19 protein-coding genes are annotated in these 24,179 nt (G+C 61.5%); 9 read left to right on the top strand and 10 right to left on the bottom strand.

Features of this window, described 5'->3' with window-relative positions; translation table 11 throughout:
- Positions 1 to 98: 98 nt before the first annotated feature.
- The 6 genes from D3879_RS00830 to mreB form a co-directional block, all read right to left on the bottom strand.
- Positions 99 to 3,926, bottom strand: coding sequence for a YhdP family protein (locus tag D3879_RS00830; protein WP_119952252.1), 3,828 nt, complete (start codon positions 3,924 to 3,926; stop codon positions 99 to 101).
- A gap of 68 nt (positions 3,927 to 3,994) precedes the next feature.
- The gene (gene rng, locus D3879_RS00835) at positions 3,995 to 5,452 is read right to left on the bottom strand and encodes a ribonuclease G (protein WP_119952253.1); all 1,458 of its coding nucleotides are present in this window, start codon (positions 5,450 to 5,452) and stop codon (positions 3,995 to 3,997) included.
- The gene (locus D3879_RS00840; protein ID WP_119952254.1) at positions 5,449 to 6,051 is read right to left on the bottom strand and encodes a Maf family protein; all 603 of its coding nucleotides are present in this window, start codon (positions 6,049 to 6,051) and stop codon (positions 5,449 to 5,451) included. The genes rng and D3879_RS00840 overlap by 4 nt, the downstream gene beginning before the upstream one ends.
- A 55-nt stretch (positions 6,052 to 6,106) precedes the next feature.
- Positions 6,107 to 6,595, bottom strand: a complete 489-nt coding sequence (mreD, locus tag D3879_RS00845; RefSeq protein WP_119952255.1) for a rod shape-determining protein MreD — start codon at positions 6,593 to 6,595, stop codon at positions 6,107 to 6,109.
- Positions 6,592 to 7,542 (bottom strand): rod shape-determining protein MreC, encoded by a 951-nt coding sequence (gene mreC / locus D3879_RS00850; protein ID WP_238474235.1) that lies wholly within the window; start codon positions 7,540 to 7,542, stop codon positions 6,592 to 6,594. The genes mreD and mreC overlap by 4 nt, the downstream gene beginning before the upstream one ends.
- 251 nt (positions 7,543 to 7,793) lie before the next feature.
- Entirely contained in the window at positions 7,794 to 8,834 is a 1,041-nt protein-coding gene (mreB, locus tag D3879_RS00855) for a rod shape-determining protein MreB (RefSeq protein ID WP_119952257.1), read from the bottom strand.
- Between the two features lie 225 nt (positions 8,835 to 9,059).
- Here mreB and gatC point away from each other — a divergent pair, with 225 nt between their 5' ends.
- From gatC to D3879_RS00885, 6 genes are all read left to right on the top strand, one after another.
- Entirely contained in the window at positions 9,060 to 9,347 is a 288-nt protein-coding gene (gene gatC / locus D3879_RS00860; RefSeq protein ID WP_119952258.1) for an Asp-tRNA(Asn)/Glu-tRNA(Gln) amidotransferase subunit GatC, read from the top strand.
- 14 nt (positions 9,348 to 9,361) lie between these two features.
- Positions 9,362 to 10,813 (top strand): Asp-tRNA(Asn)/Glu-tRNA(Gln) amidotransferase subunit GatA, encoded by a 1,452-nt coding sequence (gene gatA / locus D3879_RS00865; protein ID WP_119952259.1) that lies wholly within the window; start codon positions 9,362 to 9,364, stop codon positions 10,811 to 10,813.
- A 110-nt stretch (positions 10,814 to 10,923) separates the two neighbouring features.
- On the top strand, positions 10,924 to 12,369 hold the full coding sequence (gene gatB, locus D3879_RS00870) for an Asp-tRNA(Asn)/Glu-tRNA(Gln) amidotransferase subunit GatB (protein ID WP_119952260.1): 1,446 nt from the start codon (positions 10,924 to 10,926) through the stop codon (positions 12,367 to 12,369).
- Positions 12,370 to 12,513: 144 nt separating this feature from the next.
- Positions 12,514 to 12,906: a septal ring lytic transglycosylase RlpA family protein gene (locus tag D3879_RS00875; protein ID WP_119952261.1), complete on the top strand. Its 393-nt coding sequence runs from the start codon at positions 12,514 to 12,516 to the stop codon at positions 12,904 to 12,906.
- Between the two features lie 102 nt (positions 12,907 to 13,008).
- Complete coding sequence (locus D3879_RS00880) at positions 13,009 to 14,121, top strand: calcium/sodium antiporter (RefSeq protein WP_119952262.1); 1,113 nt, start codon at positions 13,009 to 13,011, stop codon at positions 14,119 to 14,121.
- Positions 14,114 to 14,497, top strand: a complete 384-nt coding sequence (locus D3879_RS00885; protein WP_119952263.1) for a carboxymuconolactone decarboxylase family protein — start codon at positions 14,114 to 14,116, stop codon at positions 14,495 to 14,497. The genes D3879_RS00880 and D3879_RS00885 overlap by 8 nt, the downstream gene beginning before the upstream one ends.
- A gap of 50 nt (positions 14,498 to 14,547) precedes the next feature.
- Here D3879_RS00885 and D3879_RS00890 read toward each other — a convergent pair whose 3' ends face one another.
- The 4 genes from D3879_RS00890 to D3879_RS00905 form a co-directional block, all read right to left on the bottom strand.
- Complete coding sequence (locus D3879_RS00890) at positions 14,548 to 15,489, bottom strand: AEC family transporter (RefSeq protein ID WP_119952264.1); 942 nt, start codon at positions 15,487 to 15,489, stop codon at positions 14,548 to 14,550.
- 265 nt (positions 15,490 to 15,754) lie between these two features.
- On the bottom strand, positions 15,755 to 17,491 hold the full coding sequence (locus D3879_RS00895) for an ABC transporter ATP-binding protein/permease (RefSeq protein WP_119952265.1): 1,737 nt from the start codon (positions 17,489 to 17,491) through the stop codon (positions 15,755 to 15,757).
- Between the two features lie 88 nt (positions 17,492 to 17,579).
- Positions 17,580 to 18,140, bottom strand: a complete 561-nt coding sequence (locus D3879_RS00900) for a response regulator transcription factor (protein WP_119952266.1) — start codon at positions 18,138 to 18,140, stop codon at positions 17,580 to 17,582.
- Between the two features lie 11 nt (positions 18,141 to 18,151).
- Complete coding sequence (locus D3879_RS00905) at positions 18,152 to 19,402, bottom strand: ATP-binding protein (RefSeq protein ID WP_119952267.1); 1,251 nt, start codon at positions 19,400 to 19,402, stop codon at positions 18,152 to 18,154.
- A 408-nt stretch (positions 19,403 to 19,810) separates the two neighbouring features.
- Here D3879_RS00905 and D3879_RS00910 point away from each other — a divergent pair, with 408 nt between their 5' ends.
- The 3 genes from D3879_RS00910 (at position 19,811) to D3879_RS00920 (ending at position 24,134) form a co-directional block, all read left to right on the top strand.
- The gene (locus tag D3879_RS00910) at positions 19,811 to 20,527 is read left to right on the top strand and encodes an SIMPL domain-containing protein (RefSeq protein ID WP_119952268.1); all 717 of its coding nucleotides are present in this window, start codon (positions 19,811 to 19,813) and stop codon (positions 20,525 to 20,527) included.
- 206 nt (positions 20,528 to 20,733) lie between these two features.
- Complete coding sequence (locus tag D3879_RS00915) at positions 20,734 to 22,335, top strand: ABC transporter substrate-binding protein (RefSeq protein WP_119952269.1); 1,602 nt, start codon at positions 20,734 to 20,736, stop codon at positions 22,333 to 22,335.
- Between the two features lie 161 nt (positions 22,336 to 22,496).
- Positions 22,497 to 24,134 (top strand): ABC transporter substrate-binding protein, encoded by a 1,638-nt coding sequence (locus D3879_RS00920; protein WP_420800893.1) that lies wholly within the window; start codon positions 22,497 to 22,499, stop codon positions 24,132 to 24,134.
- Positions 24,135 to 24,179 lie beyond the last annotated feature (45 nt).

Consider the following 24,179-nt stretch of genomic DNA (forward strand, 5'->3'; position numbering starts at 1 on the left):
GCTGGCGCTCGCCCTGCGGGCCAGCCTACGGCTGTTACTCCGCTCCGCTGCGTTGCGCCTTGTCTAACCTTCGCTCGCTACGTTTGCACACAGCCTGGTTAGCGAGGTTTTTCAAAAGGTTTATCGAAGCTGATTTTCGGGTTCTGCCAGGAGCCTGTCACGCTGTACTGCACGCTGGCGAAACGCGCCATCTGGTTGCCCAGCAGCTTGTCGACCACGAACAACGCCCCGCCGATGGCCGGTGCGCCGACGATCAGGGCGGCCAACGTCAAGTTATTACTCACCGGCAAGGTCACCAGCAACTTGGCATTGACCTGATCACTGGCCATGTCCAAGGTGCCATTCAGCTCAAGGTTACTCGACGGCCCGCTCAGGGTAATCGGTTCACGCGTCACATAGACACCACTGGTGGCCACCAGCAGGCCTTTGACTCGGTCGTAACTCAAGCCTTTGTCGAGCAGATCGGAGAAGTCCAGACGCAGGCGCCGACCGATCGAGTTGAAGTTGAGCAAGCCAAACACCCGCAGCGCCGCGGCTGAGCCTTGCGCCTCGACGAACTGGCCCTTACGCAGACTGGCATCGAGCTCACCGGACAAACGCTTGAGGTTGACCCAGGCCGGCGAGCCAGGCCAGCGTCCATCGACATCCAGGTGGAAACTTTCACTGGTGACCGTCGGCGCAAAATTCCAAGCGAGCAGCACATCGGCCAAGTTCTTGCCCTGTAGTCGGCCTTTGTACCAACTGCTGCTGGCGCCGGGCGCACCCTCCCAGCCTGCAGTGCCGCCAAGCTGCAAACCCTTGAGGCCCAGATTCAACTCGCTGAACGTCACTCCATTGGCGCTCGGCCGCGCTTTCAGCGACCAAGCCCCCAGCAGACTGTCACCCTGCAAGACCTGGGCGATCTGGATATCCAGCGCCGGAATCTGCCGCGGATCGACCGTCGCGAGCGGGTCCGGCGCAGCCACCTCGGTTGGCGGCTTGGGCGCGGCGGCAGGGAAGCGTAGACGCTCAAGATTGACCGTGATGGCCGCCGCGCTGGCATCCGGCAAACCGACCCGGCCTTTGAGCAGAGCGCTGTCGAGATCCAGCGTCCAGCCCGCATTGGCACGGGCCAGCTGCACATTCAGGCTCTCCAGCGAGGCACCGAAACCACGGAAGCTGCCGATCTTCAGTTCGGCGCTACTGAGCAACTGCTTGGCGCTATCGCCCTGCCCAGCCGTATAACGTTTACCTACCGCCTGCCAGGCCTCCCAATCCAGCTCACTCAAGCTTCCGCGTACGCGCAACCCTTTGCCACTCGGCAAACTGGACTGCTCCTGACCCAAGCGCAGCTCACCCCGGCCATCGCTCAAGCGGCCGACCGGCGCCGCCACGGTCAGGCTGGCCAGATTGGCATAGTCCAACCAGTACCGCCGCTCGGCGCCCTGCAGGGTCATGCGCCATTCGGTCGGACGCTCATCGGCGGCAACTTTGCCAAAGGGCGCAGGCAGATCGATCGCTAGTCCTTTCAGGTTGGAGTCGACGCGCAGCTGACTGTCGGCACCATCCAGGGTCAGCCTCAATTGATAAGGCAACTCGCCGGACAATGGCAGCGGCTGGGTCACCCCCAACCAGTCGGTCAGGCTTTTCAGCGCCACTTGACCACCCGCCTCGATCCGCGTCAGCGCCCGACCGCGCGCGCCATCGGTGATGGCTTTGCCGCGAACCGCCCGCCCAAAGACTTGAGCGCGGATATCCGGGGCACTCAGGCCACTGGACGTATTGAAGCGGAACGCGCCTTTCAGGTGGGTCAATTCAAGGTTGGGGCTAGCCAGCTTGAGGCGCGCACCGTCGGCCAAGAAGTCGACCACCACGTTGGGAGGCAAACCGTGGCGCAATGGAATATCCAGATTGAGCTTGCCACTGAGCGCGCCCTCGCCCTGCCAGCCGGCGAACGTTTCCGCGGTACCCAACGGCGTGTCCTGAAGAATTTTCAGCGCATCGGCAACACTGCTCTGCACGTCGCCAACCAACAGCAAACGCGGTGCCTGCCCCTGGTCGACATGCGCGATGTTGACGCTGACAGCGCTCACCGTACTGTCGAGCAAACGCCCTTCCGGCACCTGCACGCGCACCCCACTGTCCTCGATAAACACATCACCGCGCGCGCCGCGCAGCTCTGGCCAGCCGGGCTGGAAGGCCAACTCGGCGTCATGCACTTTGAAGAACAGGCTGAGGCTGCGCGCCGCATCCTCCGCGCCTTTGTTCAGCGAGCCCTGATACTGAAAATAGCCCTCGTCGATGGCTCCGGCGCGGATCGCCGTCTTCAGCCAGTTGGCCAGCTCAGGACTGAGCCCATCGGCCAGCGTCGGTAAGTACTTCTCGGTGTAGCGTGCGTCGCCCTCGCGCAGGCCGACACGCAAATCCATATAGTCCTCCACCGCCGGATCACGCATCAGGCGGATCAGGAAATCGCCGGCGATCTTGCCCTCGTCGCCCACCACTTGCAGGTAGGGACTGATCAGGGTGAAGGCCTGCTCGTCGAAGCGCCAGGTCAAGCGCGCATTGGCCTTCTGGTAGCGCCAGGGCTTGGGAAACAGCTGATCCAGGTGCAAGGCGAAGTTCTCGGTTGCCAGACGCAGCTCGCCTTGACCGAGGTCGCCACTGATGCTGCCACTGACGTTTTCCACCGCCGGCGCCCCGTGATAGGCGTTGACGCTAATCTGTTCCAGGTTGGCGGCAAATTGCACACGCTGGTCGGCGCTGGCCTGCGGCCGGTACGCCAGTTGCAGATTGCGCAGGACACCCTGCGGTTGCAGGCCGTCCAGCACCGCAGCGAGCGTTTCCGGCAGCGGCGCCAGCGCCTCGATTGCCGGGGCCAGCGGGGTCAGGTTGAGACGATCCGCCGTCAGTTGCCACTGTTCCTCGCTATCCGCGCTGGCGGCCTGGTAACTGAGACCCAGCTGCGCCTCACCCCAGCGAGTCTCACCGAAACTCATGGCAAGCGAATGGAGCAGCAGCTGAAAACCTTTAGCCGTGCGGTCGAAATAAGCCGTAAGTGCCAGATTCTGCAGTTTCACTGGTTTGCGCTGCGCGTAAGCTGCGCTCAGCTCGGGCGCATGCACGCGCGCGACCGCGCGTTGGACGCCGCCCTTGGCCCAAGACAGCCAAAAATCGCCGCCAGCTCGTAGACGCTCGAGGTGCCAATCGCCCGCCAGACTCGCCGGCAGCCAGCGCGCCCAATCGCTCTGCGGCAGACTGAGGTACAACTCAGCCTCCGCCTCCCGCCATTTTTCCGGGCGCAAACGGGTGCGCAAGCTCATGGCCAACGGCTGACCATCGGGTAGCGTCAAACGACCGTCCAGGCGCTGATGGCTGACGCCATTGCGCAGGCTCAAGTTGGCGTGGGTGAAGGTCAGCGGTGCCTCGCCGTGAGGCTCGAGGGTCAGTTGGCTATCCAGCAACGAAAGATGCGCGACCATTTGCAGACTAGCGAGCCATTGTGCCGGGTCCACCGGCGCGGTCTCGGCACGCGCCGGCAAGCCTTCCAGCGCCCACTTGCCGTCGGCGCCCTGCTGCACACTGAGCCGCAGTCCCTCCAGTTCCAGCGTGGCAACCCGCACCTGACGCGCCAGCAAGCTGGCCAGTACATCCGGCACCACCCGCACCTGAGCCAGGCGCACCGCGCTGGCGCCTTCGCCAACTTGCACGTCATGCGCCAGCAGCAGCGGTGCCAGCCCCTGCCAACGGCCTTCCAGACTACCGATAGTCACCGGCAAACCCAGACCCACCTGCACTTTGCTCTCGACTTCGCCGCGATACTCGGCGACCCAGGGCACCAACTCGCGACCCAGGCTGGCATACAGCGCCGTCAGCACCAGGCCTAAAGCACAGAGCTCGAAACCCCAGCGCAGTAAGTTGGCAAGCAGACGGGCGAGACGCTCCATTTCAGCTCAGCTCCATGAACAAGTGCACATTCCCGCTCTGAGAATACTCTGCTTCAAGCAGAGCACTTTCAGAGCAGAACCACATCGTATTGCTCCTGCGAATACATGGTCTCGACCTGGAATTTAATGGTGCGGCCAATAAAGCTTTCCAGGTCGGCAACATTACCCGACTCCTCGTCCAACAGTCGGTCGACGACTTTCTGGTTCGCCAACACACGATAGCCTTCGGCCTGATAGGCACGGGCCTCACGGAGGATTTCGCGGAAAATTTCGTAACAGATAGTCTCAGCGGTCTTCAGCTTGCCGCGCCCCTGGCAGCTGATGCAGGGCTCGCAGAGCACCTGCTCGAGGCTCTCACGGGTGCGCTTGCGGGTCATCTGCACCAAACCCAACTCGGTGATGCCAATGATATTGGTCTTGGCGTGATCACGTTCCAGCTGCTTCTCCAGGGTTCGCAGTACCTGGCGCTGGTGCTCTTCATCTTCCATATCGATGAAGTCGATGATGATGATCCCGCCCAGATTGCGCAGGCGCAGTTGCCGGGCAATCGCGGTGGCGGCTTCGAGGTTGGTCTTGAAGATGGTTTCTTCCAGCGTGCGGTGGCCGACGAAGGCACCCGTGTTCACATCGATGGTGCTCATCGCTTCAGCCGGATCGATGATCAGGTAACCGCCGGACTTGAGCGGCACCTTGCGCTCCAGCGCTTTCTGAATCTCGTCCTCGACGCCATACAGATCGAAAATCGGCCGCTCGCCCGGGTAATGCTCCAAGCGGTCGGCGATTTCCGGCATCAACTCATCGACGAACTGGGTGATTTTCTGGAAGGTCTCGCGCGAATCGATGCGCAGCTTCTCGGTGCGCAGGCTGACCAGATCACGCAGGGTGCGCAGGGCCAGGCTGAGGTCCTCGTAAATCACCGAAGGGGTGGGCGCCGTGTTCACCTGGGTGCCGATTTGCTCCCACAACCGGCGCAGATAACGAATGTCCGCGACGATTTCCTCCGCACCCGCGCCATCGGCTGCAGTGCGCAGAATAAAGCCGCCACTCTCCTCAATCCCCTCGGCAGCAATGCAGTCCGCCACCACCTGTTTCAGGCGCTCACGCTCGACTTCATCTTCAATCCGCAGCGAGATACCGACATGACTGGTGCGCGGCATATACACCAGGTAGCGCGAGGGAATCGACAATTGCGTGGTCAGCCGCGCGCCCTTGCTGCCAATCGGGTCCTTGGTCACCTGCACTACTAGGCTTTGGCCTTCGTGGACCAGGGCACTGATGCTCTCCACGGCACTGCCTTCGCGGGTGGAAATCTCCGAGGCATGGATAAACGCCGCACGCTCCAGGCCGATATCGACGAACGCCGCCTGCATCCCCGGCAGCACCCGTACCACCTTGCCTTTATAGATATTGCCGACAATGCCGCGGCGCTGGGTGCGCTCGACGTGCACCTCCTGCAATACCCCGTTTTCCACCACCGCCACGCGCGACTCCATCGGCGTGATGTTGATCAGAATCTCTTCGCTCATGCTTGCGTCTCGCTCAGGTGCTGCCAACAGGGGATGCCGAAATCGGCGAGCAGCGCCGCGGTTTCGCACAGCGGCAAACCGACCACCGCCGAATAACTACCGTGCAGAGCGCTGACGAACACCGCCGCCAACCCCTGGATAGCATAACCACCGGCTTTGTCCTGCGGCTCACCGCTATCCCAATAGGCTTCAGCCTCGGCGCACGACAGCGGACGAAAAGCCACTCGGCTACTCACCACCCGCACCTCACTACGCTGTGCAGAAGCGACGGCCACGGCAGTCAGCACTTCATGCTCGCGCCCCGAAAGGGCCGCCAACATGGCCAACGCTTCCGCCCGATCCTGCGGCTTACCGAGAATGCGCCCATCGAGCACCACCGCCGTATCGGCACCGAGCACCACCGCCCCGACAAGAGCTTCCAACGCGGCCAGCCCGGTCATCGCTTTGGCGCACGCCAAACGCTCTACATAGGCCTTTGGAGCCTCATCTGGCAATGGATCTTCATTGATAGGGGCGCCGAGCGTGAAGAAGGGCACGCCGATTTGCGTCAGCAGTTCACGCCGGCGTGGTGACCCCGAGGCCAAGTAAAGCGTGGCCATGCAGACCTCTCCCTGTCGAGCAGTGCGGGTCGGCAGCCTGGTGGCCGCAACCCGTTTAATTGACGTTTAAGCGCTGATGCAAGCCGCGCAGGGCAACACATACCCAGGGCCAGAGCAATGCGCTGACCAAGGCTGGCAGCACAAAGGCTAAGGTCGGCGGGCGGTTCCCGGTGAGCGCATTGAGCCACAGCTGAACCAGCTGGGCCAGGCCAAACACCACCATGAGCACCAGACTTTGCTGCCACATAGGGAACATGCGCAGACGTTGATGCAGGGTCAGCACCAGGAAAGTGATCAAGGTCAGGATCAGCGCATTCTGCCCGAGCAACGTGCCGTACAGCACATCTTCCGCCAAGCCCAGCAGCCAGGCCGTGGTCATCCCGACACGATGCGGCAGGGCCAAGGTCCAGTAGGTCAGAAACAGTGCCAGCCAGAGCGGCCGACCGATTTCCATAAAGCTCGCCAACGGCGCCACACTGAGCAACAAGGCAGCCGCCAAACTCAACCAGATCACCCAGCCGTTACGCGGACGCAAACCTATCATCGATGCTCCCCTCCAGTTGCCGTCGGGGCGGCCTGTGCCGGTTGCACGAGCGGGGTGACTGGCGCTTGAGTGTTCGACGCCGCTCCGACTGGCGCCTCGATGGGGCTCTCCCCGGTCTGGCGATCGACTTTTTCTTGCGCCTCAGCGGAGTCCGTGGCGCGCTGCTCGGGCGAACGGGCATCGGTAAACACCAACAACATATAGCGACTACGGTTCAACGCTGCGGTAGGGACGGCACGCACAATGGCGAACGGCTGACCGGAGTCGTGAATCACTTCTTTAACCGTCGCCACCGGATAGCCCGCCGGGAAGCGCTGGCCCAGACCGGAGCTGACCAGCAGGTCGCCTTCCTTGATATCGGCGGTATCTGCCACATGCCGCAGCTCCAGGCGTTCAGGATTACCGGTACCGCTGGCGATGGCTCGCAGGCCATTGCGATTGACCTGCACCGGAATGCTGTGAGTGGTGTCGGTCAGTAGCAGAACCCGCGAGGTATACGGCATGACCTCGACCACCTGCCCCATCAGGCCGCGCGCATCCAGCACTGGTTGGCCGAGGAACACGCCATCCTTGCCGCCTTTGTCGATCAGGATGCGGTGGGTGAAGGGATTAGGGTCGACACCGATCAACTCGCCGACCAGAACCTTCTCGTCGACCAGCGCGGAAGAGTTGAGCAACTCGCGCAGGCGCACGTTCTGCTCGGTCAACGCGGCCAGCTTTTGCAGACGCCGCTGCATCAACAACGCCTCAGCCTTGAGCTTCTCGTTCTCGCCGAGCAATTCGCTGCGACTGGTGAACTGCTGCGTCATACCGTCCCACATGCGTGCCGGCAGATCAGCCAACCAATAGAACGGGGTCAGCACCAGGCCCATCTGGCTGCGTACCGGTTTGAGCGACTCGAAACGAGCATCGACCACCATCAGCGCAGCCGACAACACGACCAGCACCAGCAGGCGCACACCCAATGAGGGCCCCTTGGCAAAGAGCGGCTTAATGGCTGACTGCTCCGACGCTGTTTTTAGAATGGCTGCGCTTATTCATGCGGCATTGGAAACCGGATCGAGTGCTGATTTACGGATTGTAAACGCGACTTCTGCGCCGACTGTAGCTTTATGCCCCACATGAATGCAGGAAATGCAACGAGCCCACCGAGGTGGGCGCTGCAAAAGCGTTGTGGGCGAAGCGGAACTCGCCAACCTTATTCGCTGGAGAGCAGATCCATGGTGTGACGGTCCATCATTTCCAGCGCCTTGCCACCGCCACGCGCGACGCAGGTCAGTGGATCTTCGGCAACGATCACCGGCAGGCCGGTCTCTTGCGCCAGCAACTTGTCCAGGTCACGCAGCAGTGCGCCACCACCAGTCAGCACCAAGCCACGCTCGGCGATATCCGAAGCCAGTTCCGGCGGCGATTGCTCGAGCGCGCTTTTAACCGCTTGCACGATAGTCGCCAGGGACTCCTGCAGCGCTTCCAGCACTTCGTTGGAGTTGAGGGTGAAGCTGCGCGGTACGCCTTCCGCCAGGTTACGACCACGGACGTCGACTTCACGGAGTTCGCCGTTCGGATAGGCCGTACCGATTTCCTGCTTGATACGCTCGGCGGTGGATTCACCGATCAGGCTGCCGTAGTTGCGGCGCACATAGGTGATGATGGCTTCGTCGAAGCGGTCACCGCCAACCCGGACGGATTCGGCGTAAACCACGCCGTTCAGCGAGATCAGTGCAATTTCCGTGGTACCGCCGCCGATATCGACGACCATCGAACCACGTGCCTCTTCCACCGGCAGGCCGGCACCGATAGCGGCGGCCATCGGTTCCTCGATCAGGAACACTTCGCGGGCACCGGCGCCGAGGGCCGATTCACGAATGGCCCGACGCTCCACCTGAGTGGACTTGCAAGGCACACAAATAAGGACACGCGGGCTCGGCTGCAGGAAGCTGTTTTCATGCACTTTATTGATGAAGTACTGCAGCATCTTCTCGCAGACGCTGAAGTCGGCGATAACACCGTCTTTCATCGGACGAATGGCGGCGATGTTGCCGGGGGTACGGCCGAGCATACGCTTGGCGTCGGTACCGACCGCTACGACACTCTTCTGGTTATTGCTGCTGGTGCGGATGGCGACCACGGAGGGCTCATTCAGCACAATGCCGCGTTCGCGTACATAAATCAGGGTATTGGCAGTGCCCAGGTCGATCGACAGATCGCTGGAAAACATGCCACGCAGTTTCTTAAACATGGGATAGGGACCCTAGGCAACGCGTGGGTAAAAAAGTGCGGCAGACTCTAACAACGACGGGGATTTTGGGCAAGGCGCCAATATGTTAAATTGGCGGCTTTTCCGGGCTTTACGGCCCAACATAGCGGCTTTTGACCGCTCGCCCGCGGTATCCGTTCCCCACATTTTTTTGTACGGTCTTCCGCCCGCCTTCCACTGGCTGCTCTTATCTGGAGAACCCCCCCGATGGCGCTTGAACGCTCCGAGGTGGAAAAAATCGCCCATCTGGCCCGACTGGGTCTGAATGACGCTGATATTCCACGTACCACCGAGACTCTCAACAATATTCTCGGCCTGATTGATCTGATGCAGGCAGTCGATACTACCGGCATCGAGCCCCTGGCTCACCCTCTGGAAGCCACTCAGCGCCTACGCGCTGACATTGTGACCGAAGAAAACCGCCGCGATGCCTACCAGGCCATCGCCCCGTCGGTACAGGACGGCCTGTATCTGGTTCCGAAGGTTATCGAGTGATTAAGGACGCGGACATGCACCAACTGACTCTGGCCGAGATCGCCCGCGGCCTCGCCGACAAGCAATTCTCCTCCGAGGAGCTGACGCGCAGCCTGCTCGCGCGCATTCAGCAGCTCGACCCGCAACTGAACAGTTTTATCAGCCTCACCGAAGAGCTGGCCCTGCAACAGGCCAAGGCCGCCGATGCCCGCCGCGCTGGCGGCGAAAACGGCGCCCTGCTCGGTGCGCCGATCGCCCACAAGGATCTGTTCTGCACCCAGGGCATTCGCACCAGCTGCGGCTCGAAGATGCTCGACAACTTCAAGGCCCCCTATGACGCCACTGTGGTCGCCAAACTCGCCGCGGCTGGCGCCGTGACGCTGGGCAAGACCAACATGGATGAGTTCGCGATGGGCTCGTCGAACGAGTCCAGCTATTACGGCGCGGTGAAGAACCCTTGGAACCTCGCCCATGTACCGGGCGGTTCCTCCGGCGGCTCGGCCGCGGCGGTGGCGGCACGTCTGTTGCCGGCGGCGACCGGCACCGACACCGGCGGCTCGATCCGCCAACCGGCCGCGCTGACCAACCTCACCGGGATCAAGCCGACCTATGGCCGCGTCTCGCGCTGGGGCATGATTGCTTACGCCTCCAGTCTCGATCAGGGCGGCCCGTTGGCCCGTACTGCCGAAGACTGCGCGTTGCTGCTGCAAGGCATGGCGGGCTTCGACGCTAAAGACTCGACCAGTGTCGATGAGCCCGTGCCGGATTACAGCGCCAGCCTGAACAACAGCCTGGAAGGCCTGCGCATTGGCCTGCCGAAGGAATATTTTGGCCCCGGCCTCGACCCGCGCATCGCCGAGCTGACCCTGGCCTGCGTCAAGGAGCTGGAAAAGCTCGGCGCAGTGGTCAAGGAAATCTCCCTGCCGAACATGCAGCACGCGATTCCGGCGTACTACGTGATCGCCCCAGCCGAGGCCTCTTCCAACCTGTCGCGTTTCGACGGTGTGCGCTTCGGCCATCGCTGCGAAAACCCGGTCGACCTCACCGACCTGTATAAGCGCTCACGCGCCGAAGGTTTCGGCATTGAAGTGCAGCGACGGATCATGGTGGGTGCCTATGCGCTGTCCGCCGGCTACTACGACGCCTACTACCTGCAGGCGCAGAAGATTCGCCGGCTGATCAAGAACGACTTCATGTCGGCCTTCAATGAAGTGGACGTGATCCTCGGCCCCACCACGCCGAACCCGGCCTGGAAACTCGGCGAGAAGAACAACGACCCGGTGGCGCAGTACTTGGAAGATATCTACACCATCACCGCCAACCTCGCCGGCCTGCCAGGCATTTCCATGCCCGCGGGTTTCGTTGAAGGTCTGCCGGTTGGCGTGCAATTGCTGGCACCCTACTTCCAGGAAGGCCGCCTGCTCAACGTGGCCCACCGCTACCAGCAGGTCAGCGACTGGCACCAACAATCGCCAGCCGGATTTTAGTCATGGCGCCGCCATGCAGCCTTTTCCCCTCGCCCCATCAAGGGGAGAGGGTGGCCCGCAGGGCCGGGAGAGGGTTCGCCAAGGCAATGCAGGATTGAGGAAACACCACTATGCAATGGGAAACTGTGATCGGGCTGGAAATCCACACCCAGCTCGCCACCCAATCGAAGATTTTCTCCGCCAGCTCCACCACTTTTGGCGCTGAGCCGAACACCCAGGCCAGCCTGGTCGATCTCGGCATGCCCGGCGTACTGCCGGTGCTCAACGAGGAAGCGGTACGCATGGCGGTCAAATTCGGTCTGGCAATTGATGCCGAGATCGGCGCCAGCAACGTCTTTGCCCGCAAAAACTACTTCTACCCGGATCTGCCCAAGGGCTACCAGATCAGTCAGATGGAACTGCCGATCGTCGGCAAGGGCTATCTGGACATCACCCTGGAAGACGGCACGGTCAAGCGCGTCGGCATCACCCGTGCGCATCTGGAAGAAGACGCCGGCAAAAGCCTGCACGAAGACTTCCACGGCATGAGCGGCATCGACCTCAACCGCGCCGGCACGCCGCTGCTGGAGATCGTCTCCGAGCCGGACATGCGCAGCGCCAAGGAAGCCGTGGCCTACGTCAAGGCCATCCACGCCCTGGTGCGCTACCTCGGCATCTGCGACGGCAACATGGCCGAAGGTTCGCTGCGTTGCGACTGCAACGTCTCGGTACGGCCGAAAGGTCAGGCCGAGTTCGGCACCCGCTGTGAGATCAAGAACGTCAACTCGTTCCGTTTTATCGAGAAGGCGATCAACTCCGAAGTACAGCGGCAGATCGAGCTGATCGAAGACGGCGGCAAGGTCATACAGCAAACCCGCCTGTACGACCCGAACAAAGACGAAACCCGTGCCATGCGCAGCAAGGAGGAAGCCAACGACTACCGTTACTTCCCCGATCCGGATCTGCTGCCGGTGGTGATCAGCGCGCAATTCCTCGAGACCACCCGCGCCACCCTGCCGGAACTGCCGCCGCAGAAACGCGAGCGTTTCCAGGCCCAGTTCGGCTTGTCCGCCTACGATGCCAGCGTGCTGGCCTCCAGCCGCGAGCAGGCGGACTACTTCGAGCAGGTCGTCAACATCGCCGGCGATGCCAAACTGGCGGCCAACTGGGTGATGGTCGAGTTGGGCAGCCTGTTGAACAAGCAAGGCCTGGAGATCGAACAATCGCCGGTATCCGCCGAACAACTGGGCGGCATGTTGTTGCGCATCAGCGACAACACCATCTCCGGCAAGATTGCCAAGATGGTCTTCGAGGCCATGGCCAACGGCGAAGGCAATGCCGATCAAATCATCGAAGCCCGCGGTCTGAAGCAGGTCACCGACAGCGGCGCCATCGAATCGATGCTCGATGAGATGCTCGCGGCCAACGCCGAGCAGGTCGAACAGTACCGCGCCGCCGATGAAGCCAAGCGCGGCAAGATGTTCGGCTTCTTCGTCGGCCAGGCGATGAAGGCCTCGAAAGGCAAGGCCAACCCGCAGCAAGTGAACGAATTGCTCAAGCAAAAGCTCGAAGGCTGAGCAGGAAATAGGCGACGCATGCGTTGTCCCTGCAAACGCCCGGCCATGGACGGCCGAGCAATCACAGATTGACGGCAGGGACGCCCACACAAAGCTCATGCAACGCCGGGCTCGCCCGGCGTTGTTTTGTCCAGAGGTATAAGCATGTGGCGTTTACTGACTCTCAGCGTACTGTTCGGCCTGCTCGCGGGTTGCGCCGGGCTGCCTTTCGGCCTCGGTTCAGGTGACTCCAGCGACGGCCGCTACAACGCCGAGGGCAAGGCGTCCTATTACGGCGCCAAGCACCACGGCAAACGCACTGCCAGCGGTGAGAAATTCGACCAGAATCAACTGACCGCCGCGCACCGCAGCCTGCCCTTCGGCACACGGGTGCGGGTGACCAACCTGAACAACGACAAAACCGTGGTAGTACGCATCAACGACCGTGGCCCGTATGCCCGCGGCCGCATCATCGATGTCTCACGCAAGGCCGCCCAGCAGCTCGGCATGCTGCGCGCCGGCGTAGTGCCGGCTCGGGTACAAAGCCTGGCCGACTGAACTCGCTGCTGAAGTAAGCAGTAACAATCCGCTGCCGCGCAGCTCTCGCCTCGGCACAACGGCTCGCTAAGCTAGGCCAGACTTTTCTGGAATGTCGAATTAATGCCTCTGATGAGCCTTGTTTATCTGCTCGCTGGCCTGTTGTTGCTGGTCGCCGGCGCAGAGCTATTGGTGCGTGGCGCGGCCAAACTGGCTGCGCAGCTCGGCATTCCGCCGCTGATCATCGGCCTGACCGTAGTCGCCTTTGGTACCAGCGCACCGGAAACCGCGGTCAGCGTACAGGCCGCCCTGAGTGGCAGCGGCGATATCGCTGTGGGTAATGTCATCGGCAGCAACATTGCCAACATCTTGCTGGTCCTCGGGGCAAGCGCTTTGCTAGCGCCGCTGTTGGTCCCCCGCCAGCTGATTCGCCTCGACATACCGCTGATGATCGCTGCCAGCCTGCTAGCCTACGCGCTGGCGTGGGATGGCCGTTTGAGCCGGCTGGACGGCGCCCTGCTGTTCAGCGCAATCACCGTTTACACCCTGTACTTGATCCTCCACGCGCGCGCCGACAAGAGCACGACAGACGATCAGTTCAGCGCGGCGTTCGGTCAGTTCAAGCCAGTTACCGCCTTCACCTGGCTGCTCAACCTGGCGCTGATTGCCGTCGGCTTGCTGCTCCTGGTGCCCGGCTCGGGCCTGATGGTGGAAGGTGCGGTCACGCTGGCGCGCGCGCTCGGGCTTTCCGAATTGGTGATCGGCCTGAGCGTGGTTGCCGTCAGTACCTGTCTACCCGAATTCGTCACCTCGATTCTCGCCGCACTCAAGGGGCAGCGCGATATCGCCGTGGGCAACATCGTCGGCAGCAATATCTTCAATCTGCTCTGCGCCTTGGGCCTGGCGTCGATGCTGGCCCCGCAAGGGCTGTCGATCTCGCCCAACGCCCTGGCCTTCGACTTCCCGGTGATGCTCACGGTGGCTATCGCCTGCCTGCCGATCTTCTTCGCCAACTACCGAATCAACCGCTGGGTAGGCATATTGTTTCTCGGCTACTACCTGGCATACAGCGCTTATCTGCTGCTATTCGCCACCAACCGGCCTTTCTATAAAATCCTCGGCGACGCCATTCTCTGGTACGCCCTGCCGCTAACAGCCATCACTCTGATCATTCTCAGTGCGCGCGCCTGGCAACGCGGTGCCCACTCCAACGTCGAAAGGAAAAAACATGAGTGATAACTACGCCGACGGTCTCGACATGCGCCGCCAAGTGATGGGCGATGCCTTCGTCGATCGCGCCCTCGGCAATGCCACCGAGCTCACCCAGCCACTGCAAGACTTCGTCAACGAACACGCCTGGGGCGCTGTCTGGACCCGCGAAGGTCTGCCATTGAAGACTCGCAGCCTGATCACCCTGGCCGCACTGACCGCACTGAAATGCCCGCAAGAGTTGAAAGGCCACGTGCGTGGTGCGCTGAACAACGGCTGCACGATCGAGGAAATCCGCGAGGCGCTTCTACATTGCGCGGTGTATGCCGGCGTACCGGCGGCGATCGATGCTTTCCGCGCCGCCCAGGAAGTGATCGACGCCTGGCAGGTCGCAGACGAATAAGCGGCGCCGCGACTTGCCAGCCTTGAACGCTGGATCTAGAGGGGACGCGCCTAGATCCAGCCGCCCCACTGCAACACGAAGATGCCGATGTTGGTGGTCACCGCCGCCGCCAGAGTGGTGATCACGATGATCGCCGCGGCCAACTCATGGTTGCCGTTCACCGCCTTGGCCATGACGAAGCTAGCGGCAGCGGTGGGGCTGGCGAAGTAAAGGAACAGAATACCCAGCTCGGCGCCGCGGAAACCATAGAGGAAAGCCCCGAGAGTGCAGACCAGCGGCAACCAGACCATCTTCATCAGGCTGGCGCTGATGGCCAAACCGCTGCTCGCCCGCAGGGACTCCAACGACAGGGTGCCGCCAATACAGATCAGCGCCAGCGGCAGGGTCAGTTGCGCGAGGTATTCACCGGACGTGGTCAACCAGACCGGCAGGCCTATCTGCCAATAGGCAAAGGGCATGGCTGCGAGGACGCCGATGATCAAGGGATTGCGCAGGATGCTCTTGAGAATGCTCCAGGCATCCGACTTGGAACTCGGGCTGTAGATCGCCAGCACTACCGCCGACAGGCTGTTGTAGGAAAGGATCACCACCCCGGCCAATACTCCGCCCAGCGACAATCCGTAATCACCATACATGCTGGTCGCCAGCGCGAGGCCGACAATACCGTTGTTGCCACGAAAGGCGCCCTGGGTATAGACCCCGCGATCGGCCTTGGGACAACGCCAGATCGCCCAGCCCCAGGCCAAGAGAAACCCAAACAGCGTCGCGACGGCAAAATAGCCCAGTACCGCCGGCTGCAAAGCCGTGCGTAGATCGGCATGTAGGATGGCGAGAAACAGCATGACCGGCATGCTGACGTTGAACACCAGCGCCGATGCCGTGCTGATGAACGCCGCATCGATCAGTCCCAGGCGTTTGAGCAGCACGCCGAGAAACAACATGGCGAAAACCGGCGCGGTGATGCCGAAGGTTGCAGAGATGATCGCAAGCATGTCGTTTACTGTGTCGGGCGGATGTCGTTAGGTGGCTAATGATATGTCAGCCGCACCGACAACGCATGCAAACAACAGGTAGGGTGGATTAGCCGCGCGGCGACGTAATCCACCAAATCGGGCAACAATCAACGCCTCGCACAAGGCGAGGCGCTGGAGCGATCCGAAGCCCTAGCGACCTGTGGATTCGCGGCAGGCGGTGGAAGCCCCTCCGGGGATTCCACCCTACTCATCTGCCTAGCCTACGTGCTCAGCAAACAGCTCATTACGCCGGCAACACTATCGATGCCTGCTCCAGCTGGCGATTTTCCAGGCGCAGCTGTCGCTCATGAAAGCGTTTCAGGCTGGAGCGGTGACCAATGCTGATCAGGCTGGTGTCTGGCAATTCATCGACCAACAATTGATAGAGCGCCGCCTCATCGACCTCGTCGAGGGCCGAAGTCGCTTCATCAAGGAACAACCAGCGCGGTGCGACCAGCAAGGCCCGGGCAATCGCCAGCCGTTGCAGCTCACCGGGCGAAAGCACCCGCTCCCAGTGATCTTCCAGGTCCAGGCGCGCGACCAAATGCTCCAGTCGACAATTGCGCAGCACCTGTTCCAGGCGCTCCTGTGGATAGCACTCGGCGGGGTCGGGGTAACTCAGGGCGCCGCGCAGACTGCCAATCGGCAGATACGGCTTTTGCGGCAGGAACAGGCTGCTGTCCGGCAGGCTCAAGGCGCCGCTGCCGAACGGCCAAAGCCCGCTCAGCGCGCGCAGCAGCGTGCTCTTGCCGCTACCCGAGGCGCCGCTGATCAACACGTGTTCACCGGGGGCGATACGTAACGAGGTTGGATCGAGCAGCGTGCGGCCATCGGCCAGGCTCAGTCGAACGCCATCCAGCGATAGTTCTTCAGCATGAGTCTGCCGGCGAATAGCCGGCGCTTGTTCTTGCGCCTGCCCCTCGGCCAGTGCCTGACGGAAGCTCAGAATCCGGTCACAGGTGGCGCGCCAGGCCGCCAGACTGGCGTAGGCGTCGATGAACCAGCTCATGCTTTCCTGCACATTGCCAAACGCCGAATTGATCTGCATCAGATCGCCCAGCTGGATCTTGCCGGCGAAGTAGCGCGGCGCGGCGACGACCAACGGGAAGATGATCGCAATCTGCGAATAACCGGCACTGAAAAAGGTCAGGCGTTTCTGTACCCGCATCAGTTGCCAGAAGTTACTCCAGACACTGTGAAAACGGGTCATCAGGCGCTGCTGCTCGTTGGCTTCGCCGTTGTAGAGGGCAATGCTTTCGGCATTTTCGCGAATGCGCACCAGACCGAAACGCAGGTCGGCCTCGAAGCGTTGCTGGCGGTTATTCAGCCCGATCAGGCGGCGCGCGACCAAGTGCACCAGCCAGCTGCCGACCATCGCATAGAGCAAGGCGGCCCAGAACATGTAGCCGGGAATCTCGACTCCGAAGACTTCGATGCTGCCCGACACGCCCCAGAGGATCACCGAGAACGACACCAGACTGACCACATTGCGAATCAGCCCCAGGCCCAGGCCCAAGGTGTTGTCAGTAAAACTGTTCAAGTCCTCGGCCAGGCGCTGGTCAGGGTTGTCGGTGTAGCCACGCTGCTCCAAGCGGTAGAAGTTCTTATGCTGCAACCAGGCGTCGAAATGCTGATCGGTCAGCCAGCGCCGCCAGCGGATGGTCAGCATCTGGGTCAGGTACAGGCGATAGACCGCCACCAGAATCGCCACCGCGGCAATTCCGCAGAAATACAGGATCAGATGGGTGAAGGCCGGCAGGTCCTTGTTCTGCAGTGCGTTGTAGAACTCGCGGTACCAGCTGTTGACCGCCACCGAGATGGCCACGCCGACCAGCGACAGCGCGATCACCACGATCAGCAGCAACCAGGCCATGGTCTTCTCTTCGCTGCGCCAGTAGGACGCCGTGAGCTGCCAGACCCGCGAGAAGAAGTTGTTCTGCACCACATCGTTGACCGCTGAATATTCGGCGTTATGGCTCATTTAACGGACTCAGGCTCGGTGTGCGGTTATAAAAAAGAGCGCCTCAATAGGCGCTCCTTGACTCATCTGGTTTTCTTCGGTGGCACTCTCAGCGCCGAACCGGTCGCTTCTGCAACTTGCGCTGCAATGTACGCCGATGCATCCCCAACGCGCGAGCGGTGGCGGAGATGTTGCCATCATGTTCGGCAAGCACGCGCTGAATATGTTCCCACTGCAGGCGATCGACCGACATCGGGTTTTCCGGCACCAGGCTATCAAGGTCGGCGTGCTCGGAGACCAAGGCGGTCAACACATCGTCGGCATCCGCCGGCTTGCACAGGTAGTTGCAGGCACCACGCTTGATCGCTTCCACTGCGGTGGCGATGCTCGAGTAGCCGGTGAGGATCACCACGCGCATTTCCGGGTCCAGCGCCAGCAACTTCGGCAGCAGCACTAATCCTGAGTCGCCGTCCATCTTCAGATCCAGCACCGCGTAATCCGGCAGGTCCTGCTCGGCCAGGGCAAAGCCCTCTTCGGCGGAACCGGCGATAGACACGCGCAGGCCACGGCGGTTCATCGCGCGGGCCATGACCCGGGTGAAGGTAGGGTCATCGTCGACCAGCAGCAGATGCGGCTGGTCTTCGCCTTCGATCTGGTTCTCTTCGCTCATAGCATTCTCCATTACGCGGGCAGACGCGGCAGACGCAGCTCAGTGAGCGTGCCGCCGTCCTCATGGTTATAGAGTTTCACCGAACCGCCGGCCCGCGTCACGCTGGCCTGACTAAGGAACAGGCCGAGCCCGAAGCCTTTGCCCTTGGTGGTGAAAAACGGTTTACCGAGCTGTTCGGCAATCGCCAGCGGCACACCGGCGCCATGGTCACGAATGCTGATGCACAGCTCGGTGGTATTCCAATCCAGGCGGATATCAAGCTTCTCGGGGCAGGCATCCGCCGCATTGTTCAGTAGATTGAGCAACGCCTGGGTCAGGTCCGGTGGCGGCGACAAGCGCGGCAAACTGCCAGCGGAGCCTAGAACTTGGTAGCGATAACTGGCTTCCGGACGCATCAGGTGCCAACGGTTCAGCGCGGTCTCCAGCCAGACGCCCACCGATTGCTCCTCGACCGTCAAGCGGCGGTCGGCTTCGGCGGCGCGCACCAGTTGTTGCAGGGTTTCCTTACAGAGTTTGACCTGTTCCTGCAGCACCGCCAGGTCTTCCTGCAGCAGCGGGTCTGGGTGTTCGCGACGCAGCTCCTTGATCAGCACGCTCATCGTCGCCAGCGGCGTACCCAGTTCATGGGCGGCGCCCGCGGCCTGGGTCGCCACGGCGAGCAATTGCTGGTCACGCATGCCTTCCTCACGGCGTTGCGCGCGCGACTGTTCCTGGCGGCGCAGCTCTTCGGCCATCTTCGCCGCAAAGAACGTGATCAGCGCCGCCGCCAGCGCAAAGCTCAGCCACATGCCATAGATCAGCAGCTTCTCGCGCTCCACCAGTTGCATGTCCAGCGGGTGATACCAGACCAACAGCAACGTGTAGCTGGCCAGCGCCAGGCCGGAGAGGATCACCGAATAGAGCCACGGCAAAGTGGCCGCGGCGATGGTCAGCGGCACCAGGTAGTAGGAGACGAAGGGGTTGGTCGAGCCGCCGGAAAAGTACAGCAACACGCTGTGGATGATCAGGTCGCAGGCCAGTTGTCCGGCGTATTCCAGCTCGGTCACCGGCCACGGCCCACGCAGGCGCAGGGCCGTCAGCACGCAGAGCACGGCGGAAAACCCGAGGGTGATACTCAGCGCCAACCAGGGCAGCGGCAGGAAGTCCGACAAATAGGCGAAGCCCACCGAACCCGCCTGAGCGGCCAACACAAGGATACGGATCAACGTCAGGCGCCAGAGATTCTGGTGGCTGGCAGATAACAATTGAACGGGCGCGAGCATGAGCTCTCCTGATGAGCGCTCCAGATGACCGGGGCGAGTATAACCAAGCGGCGGGCCCGCCTGCCCAACTGCGTCAACGCGCCGCAGTCAGCGCTTACGGAACCCGGCCTCGCGGGCTAGAGTCTGATACTCGTTATCCGCTCAAGGAAGCGCTATTGCGGTATCTGTAAGCTGGGTAGAGCCGTTTTTGGCGAAACCCAGCCTACGGGCTGGAAAAACGCAAAACCTGTAGGAGCGGGCTGGCCCGCGAAGCTTTTGCTTCACAGGCTTTCGCGAGGCGGCAGCCGTTCCCGACGGCTTGCCGCATTTCCCACATCCATGTGGGTCGCAGGCTCGCTCTTACGAAGATCAGCAGCCCAGCTCAGCATTTAACGGGCACATGACCGAAAAACCACACAAGGAGTTGTAATGCGATCCCTCACCCGTCTTGCCGCCGCCCTCGCCCTTAGTTCTGCCGCTCTCGCCAGCCTGCCGACCTTGGCTGACGAGGCACGCTACAACCAAATCGCCCTGCGCGCCGAAGTCAACCAGGACGTGGCCCATGACCTGATGCACGTCACCCTCTATAGCGAGGTGCAAAACAGCGATCCGGCCAAGCTCGCCGCCGAAACCACCCAGACCCTGAACATTGCCGTGGAGCAGGCTTGCCAGGTCAAAAACGTCAGCGTCAAACTCGGCAGCCGCAACAGCTACCCGATCTACGACGAGAAAGGCCAACAGATCACCGGCTGGCGCGAACGTGCCGAACTACGCCTTGAAAGCGCCGACTTCGCCACGCTATCCAAGCTGACCAGCGAACTGCTGAAGGACTTGAAGATGGGCAGCATGGACTTTGCGATCTCCAACCCTTCACGCAAAAAGAGTGAAGACGAGCTGCTGAAGGAAGCGGTTGCCGCCTTCAAGGCCCGTGCGCAACTGGCCACTGAAGCCCTCGGCGGCAAAAGCTACAAGTTGGTCAATCTGAGCCTCAACAGCGCGGGTTTCCAGCCGATCCGGCCGATGCGCATGGATGCCATGGCGGGCAGCATGTCGATGGCCAAAGCCGCGCCGGTACCGGAAATCGAAGCCGGCACTAGCGAGGTCACGGTCAACGCCGATGGCGTCATCGAAGTGCAGATGCCCTGATCCTGTGCGGTGGCGCTTTTTTACAGCGTCGCCGCCTCGCGCAAAGCGCCTGGAATTATAGAAAGGCGACATCCACGGACGAACTCGCCACAGCTTCTACACTGATTGGACCGAGTGACTTGCACTGGGCATACGCCCTGCATAGTTTCACGCGGGTCGGCTCACGAGGCCGTACCTCAAACAATGACAACAAACCTGAGGCCACCATGCGTAAAAACGTTGCCGTTCCCTTTATGCTCGCCGCCGGGCTACTCGCCAGCGCGCCCTTCGCCCATGCCGCCACTAACCTGGTGTACTGCTCCGAAGGCAGCCCCGCCGGCTTCGACCCAGGCCAATACACCACTGGCACCGATTTCGACGCCTCGGCGGAAACCGTGTTCAACCGCCTGACCCAGTTCGAGCGTGGCGGCACTGCGGTGATTCCTGGCCTGGCGACCAGTTGGGAGGTATCCGACGATGGCCTGACCTACAGCTTTCACCTGCGTGACGGCGTGAAGTTCCATACCACCGAGTACTTCAAGCCGAGCCGCGAATTCAACGCGGACGACGTGCTGTTCACCTTCGAGCGCATGCTCAATAAAGACCATCCGTTCCGCAAGGCCTACCCGACCGAGTTCCCCTACTTCACCGACATGGGTATGGACGCCAATATCACCAAGGTCGAGAAAATTGACGCCAAGACCGTCAAGTTCACCCTGGCCAGTGTCGACGCTGCGTTTATCCAGAACCTGGCAATGAGCTTCGCCTCGATCCAGTCCGCCGAATACGCCGACCAGTTGCTGAAATCCGGCAAGGCTGCCGACATCAACCAGAAGCCGGTTGGCACCGGCCCCTTCGTGTTCAAGCGTTATCAGAAAGACGCGCAGATCCGCTTCACCGGCAACAAGGACTATTGGGTTCCGGGTGACGTGAAGATCGACAACCTGATCTTCTCCATCACCACCGACGCTTCGGTGCGCATGCAGAAGCTCAAGGCCAACGAGTGCCAGATCACCCTGTTCCCACGCCCGGCCGACCTCGAATCGCTTAAGAAAGACCCGAACCTGCAGATGCCATCGCAGCCGGGCTTCAACGATGGCTATATAGCCTACAACGTCACCCACAAGCCGCTGGACAAGCTGGAAGTGCGTCAGGCGCTGGACATGGCGGTGAACAAGCAAGGCATCATCGACGCGGTGTACCAGAGCGCCGGCCAACTGGCCGTGAACGGCATGCCGCCGACCCAGTGGTCCTACGATGAGACCATCAAGGACGCCGCCTACAACCCGGAAAAAGCCAAAGAGCTGCTGAAGGCCGCCGGCGTCAAGGAAGGCACCGAAATCACCCTATGGGCCATGCCGGTACAGCGCCCGTACAACCCCAACGCCAAGCTGATGGCTGAGATGCTGCAGTCCGACTGGGCCAAAGTCGGCATCAAGGCGAAGATCGTCACGTACGAGTGGGGCGAGTACCTCAAGCGCGCCAAAGCCGGCGAACACGACGCCATGCTGATCGGCTGGAGTGGCGACAACGGTGACCCGGACAACTGGCTGGGCACCCTGTACGGCTGCGATGCGGTAGACGGCAACAACTTCTCCAAGTGGTGCAACGCCGACTACGACAAGCTGATCAAAGAGGCCAAACGCACCACTGACCAAGCCAAACGCACCGAGCTGTACAAGCAGGCTCAACACATCCTCAAGGACCAAGTGCCGATCACCCCGATCGCCCACTCCACCGTGTATCAACCGATGCGCAAGAGCGTGCAGGACTTCAAGATCAGTCCGTTCGCCCTGAACTCCTTCTACGGCGTCAGCGTCGGTAAGTAACCCCAGAGAACCTGTTCAAGAGCGTCGCGAGCGCAGCAGATATTGAACAGGTTCTAAGCCTATTGCCCGAGCCGGTTACCCACTGGCTCAGGCAACCATGCTGTGGCGACCTACTCGGTCGCCGCAGGCATGAACCGTCGTACCCTGGGGGGAACACCCGCATGAGTCGTCCTAATGCTTTTTTTAACAGCCTGCTGCTGAACGGTCTCTTGCTGGCTGGCGTGCCGACTAGCGCCACTGCGATGGCGGCGATCGACAAACAAGCAATGGATACCCTGGTGGTCTGCACCGAGGCCAGCCCCGAAGGCTTCGACATCGTTCAATACACCGCAGCAACTACCGCCGATGCTTCGGCGGAAACAGTTTTCGACCGTCTGGTGAGTTTCGCCCCCGGCAGCACAGAGCTACGCCCCGGCCTGGCCGAGCGCTGGGAAATCTCCGCAGACGGTTTGAGCTACACCTTTCATCTGCGCCAAGGGGTGAAGTTTCATCACAGCAAAACCTTCAGTCCAAGCCGCAACTTGAATGCCGACGATGTGCTGTGGAGCTTCCAGCGCCAGCTCGATCCGCAGCACCCATGGCACAAACTGGCCGGCCGGGGATTTCCTTACGCCGAGTCGATGGGAATGGCCACGCTGATCGAGCGCGTCGAGAAGCTCGACGACAACACCGTGCGCTTCACCCTGAAGCATCCGGAGGCGCCTTTCCTGGCAGATTTGGCCATGGGTTTTGCCTCTATCTATTCCGCGGAATATGCGGAGCAGTTACTCGCCCAGGGGCAGCCGGACAAGCTCAACAGACAGCCGATCGGCACTGGGCCGTTTGTCTTCGAGCGCTACAGCAAAGACGCGCAAGTGCGCTTTACCGGCAACCAGGATTACTGGAACGGCGCGCCCAAACTGGCACGCCTGATCTTCGCCATCACCGCCGATCCCAACGTGCGCCAGCAAAAGCTGCAAGCCAATGATTGCCAGGTCGCGCTCTACCCGCGGCCGACCGATATTCCGGCCCTGCGCAGCGATCCTGAACTCAAGGTGTTGGAGCTGGACTCGCTGCTGATTGCCTATGTCGCCCTGAATACTCGGCATCCGCCACTGGACGATGTGCGTGTGCGCCAGGCGATCAATCTGGTTTTCGATAAAAACGTCTACCTGCGCGCGCAATTCGGCGAAGGCGGCGCCAGCCCGGCGGTGGCGCCCTACCCGCCGACGCTGTGGGGCCACGACGCGAGCCTCAAAGGCTGGCCGCATAACCTTGAGCGCGCCCGCCAGTTGCTCAAGGAGGCCGGTCAGCAAAACGGCTTCCACCTGTCGATCTGGACCCGCCCCGGTGGCGGGCCGACCAACCCCAATCCCGGTATCGGTGCGCAAATGCTGCAGGCCGACCTGGCGAAAATCGGCATCACCGCGGATATCCGCGTGTACGAATGGGGCGAACTGATCAAACGGGCCAAGAACGGTGAACATGATCTGGTGTTTATGGGCTGGGCCGGCGACAACGGCGACCCGGACAACTTCCTCACGCCTAACCTGTCCTGCGCCGCCGCAGCCTCCGGGGAAAACCAGGCCGGCTGGTGCGATCCGCTCTTCGACGCGCTGATCCAGCAAGCCCGACAAACCCGCGAACAAGACCAGCGGGCTGCCCTCTATCGACAGGCACTGGCGATTTTCCATGAGCAAGCGCCGTGGATTCCCTTGGCTCATCCCAAGCAATTCAGCGTACTGCGCCGCGATGTGTACGGTTTCGTCCAGAGCCCGATGGGCTCGAATAACTTTTCCAAGGTGAAACGAGAACCCTAGGGTGGATTAGCCGCGAAGCGGTGTAATCCACCGCACAGGTCATGG

This window comes from Pseudomonas cavernicola (assembly GCF_003596405.1).
In the GTDB taxonomy this organism is placed as follows: domain Bacteria; phylum Pseudomonadota; class Gammaproteobacteria; order Pseudomonadales; family Pseudomonadaceae; genus Aquipseudomonas; species Aquipseudomonas cavernicola.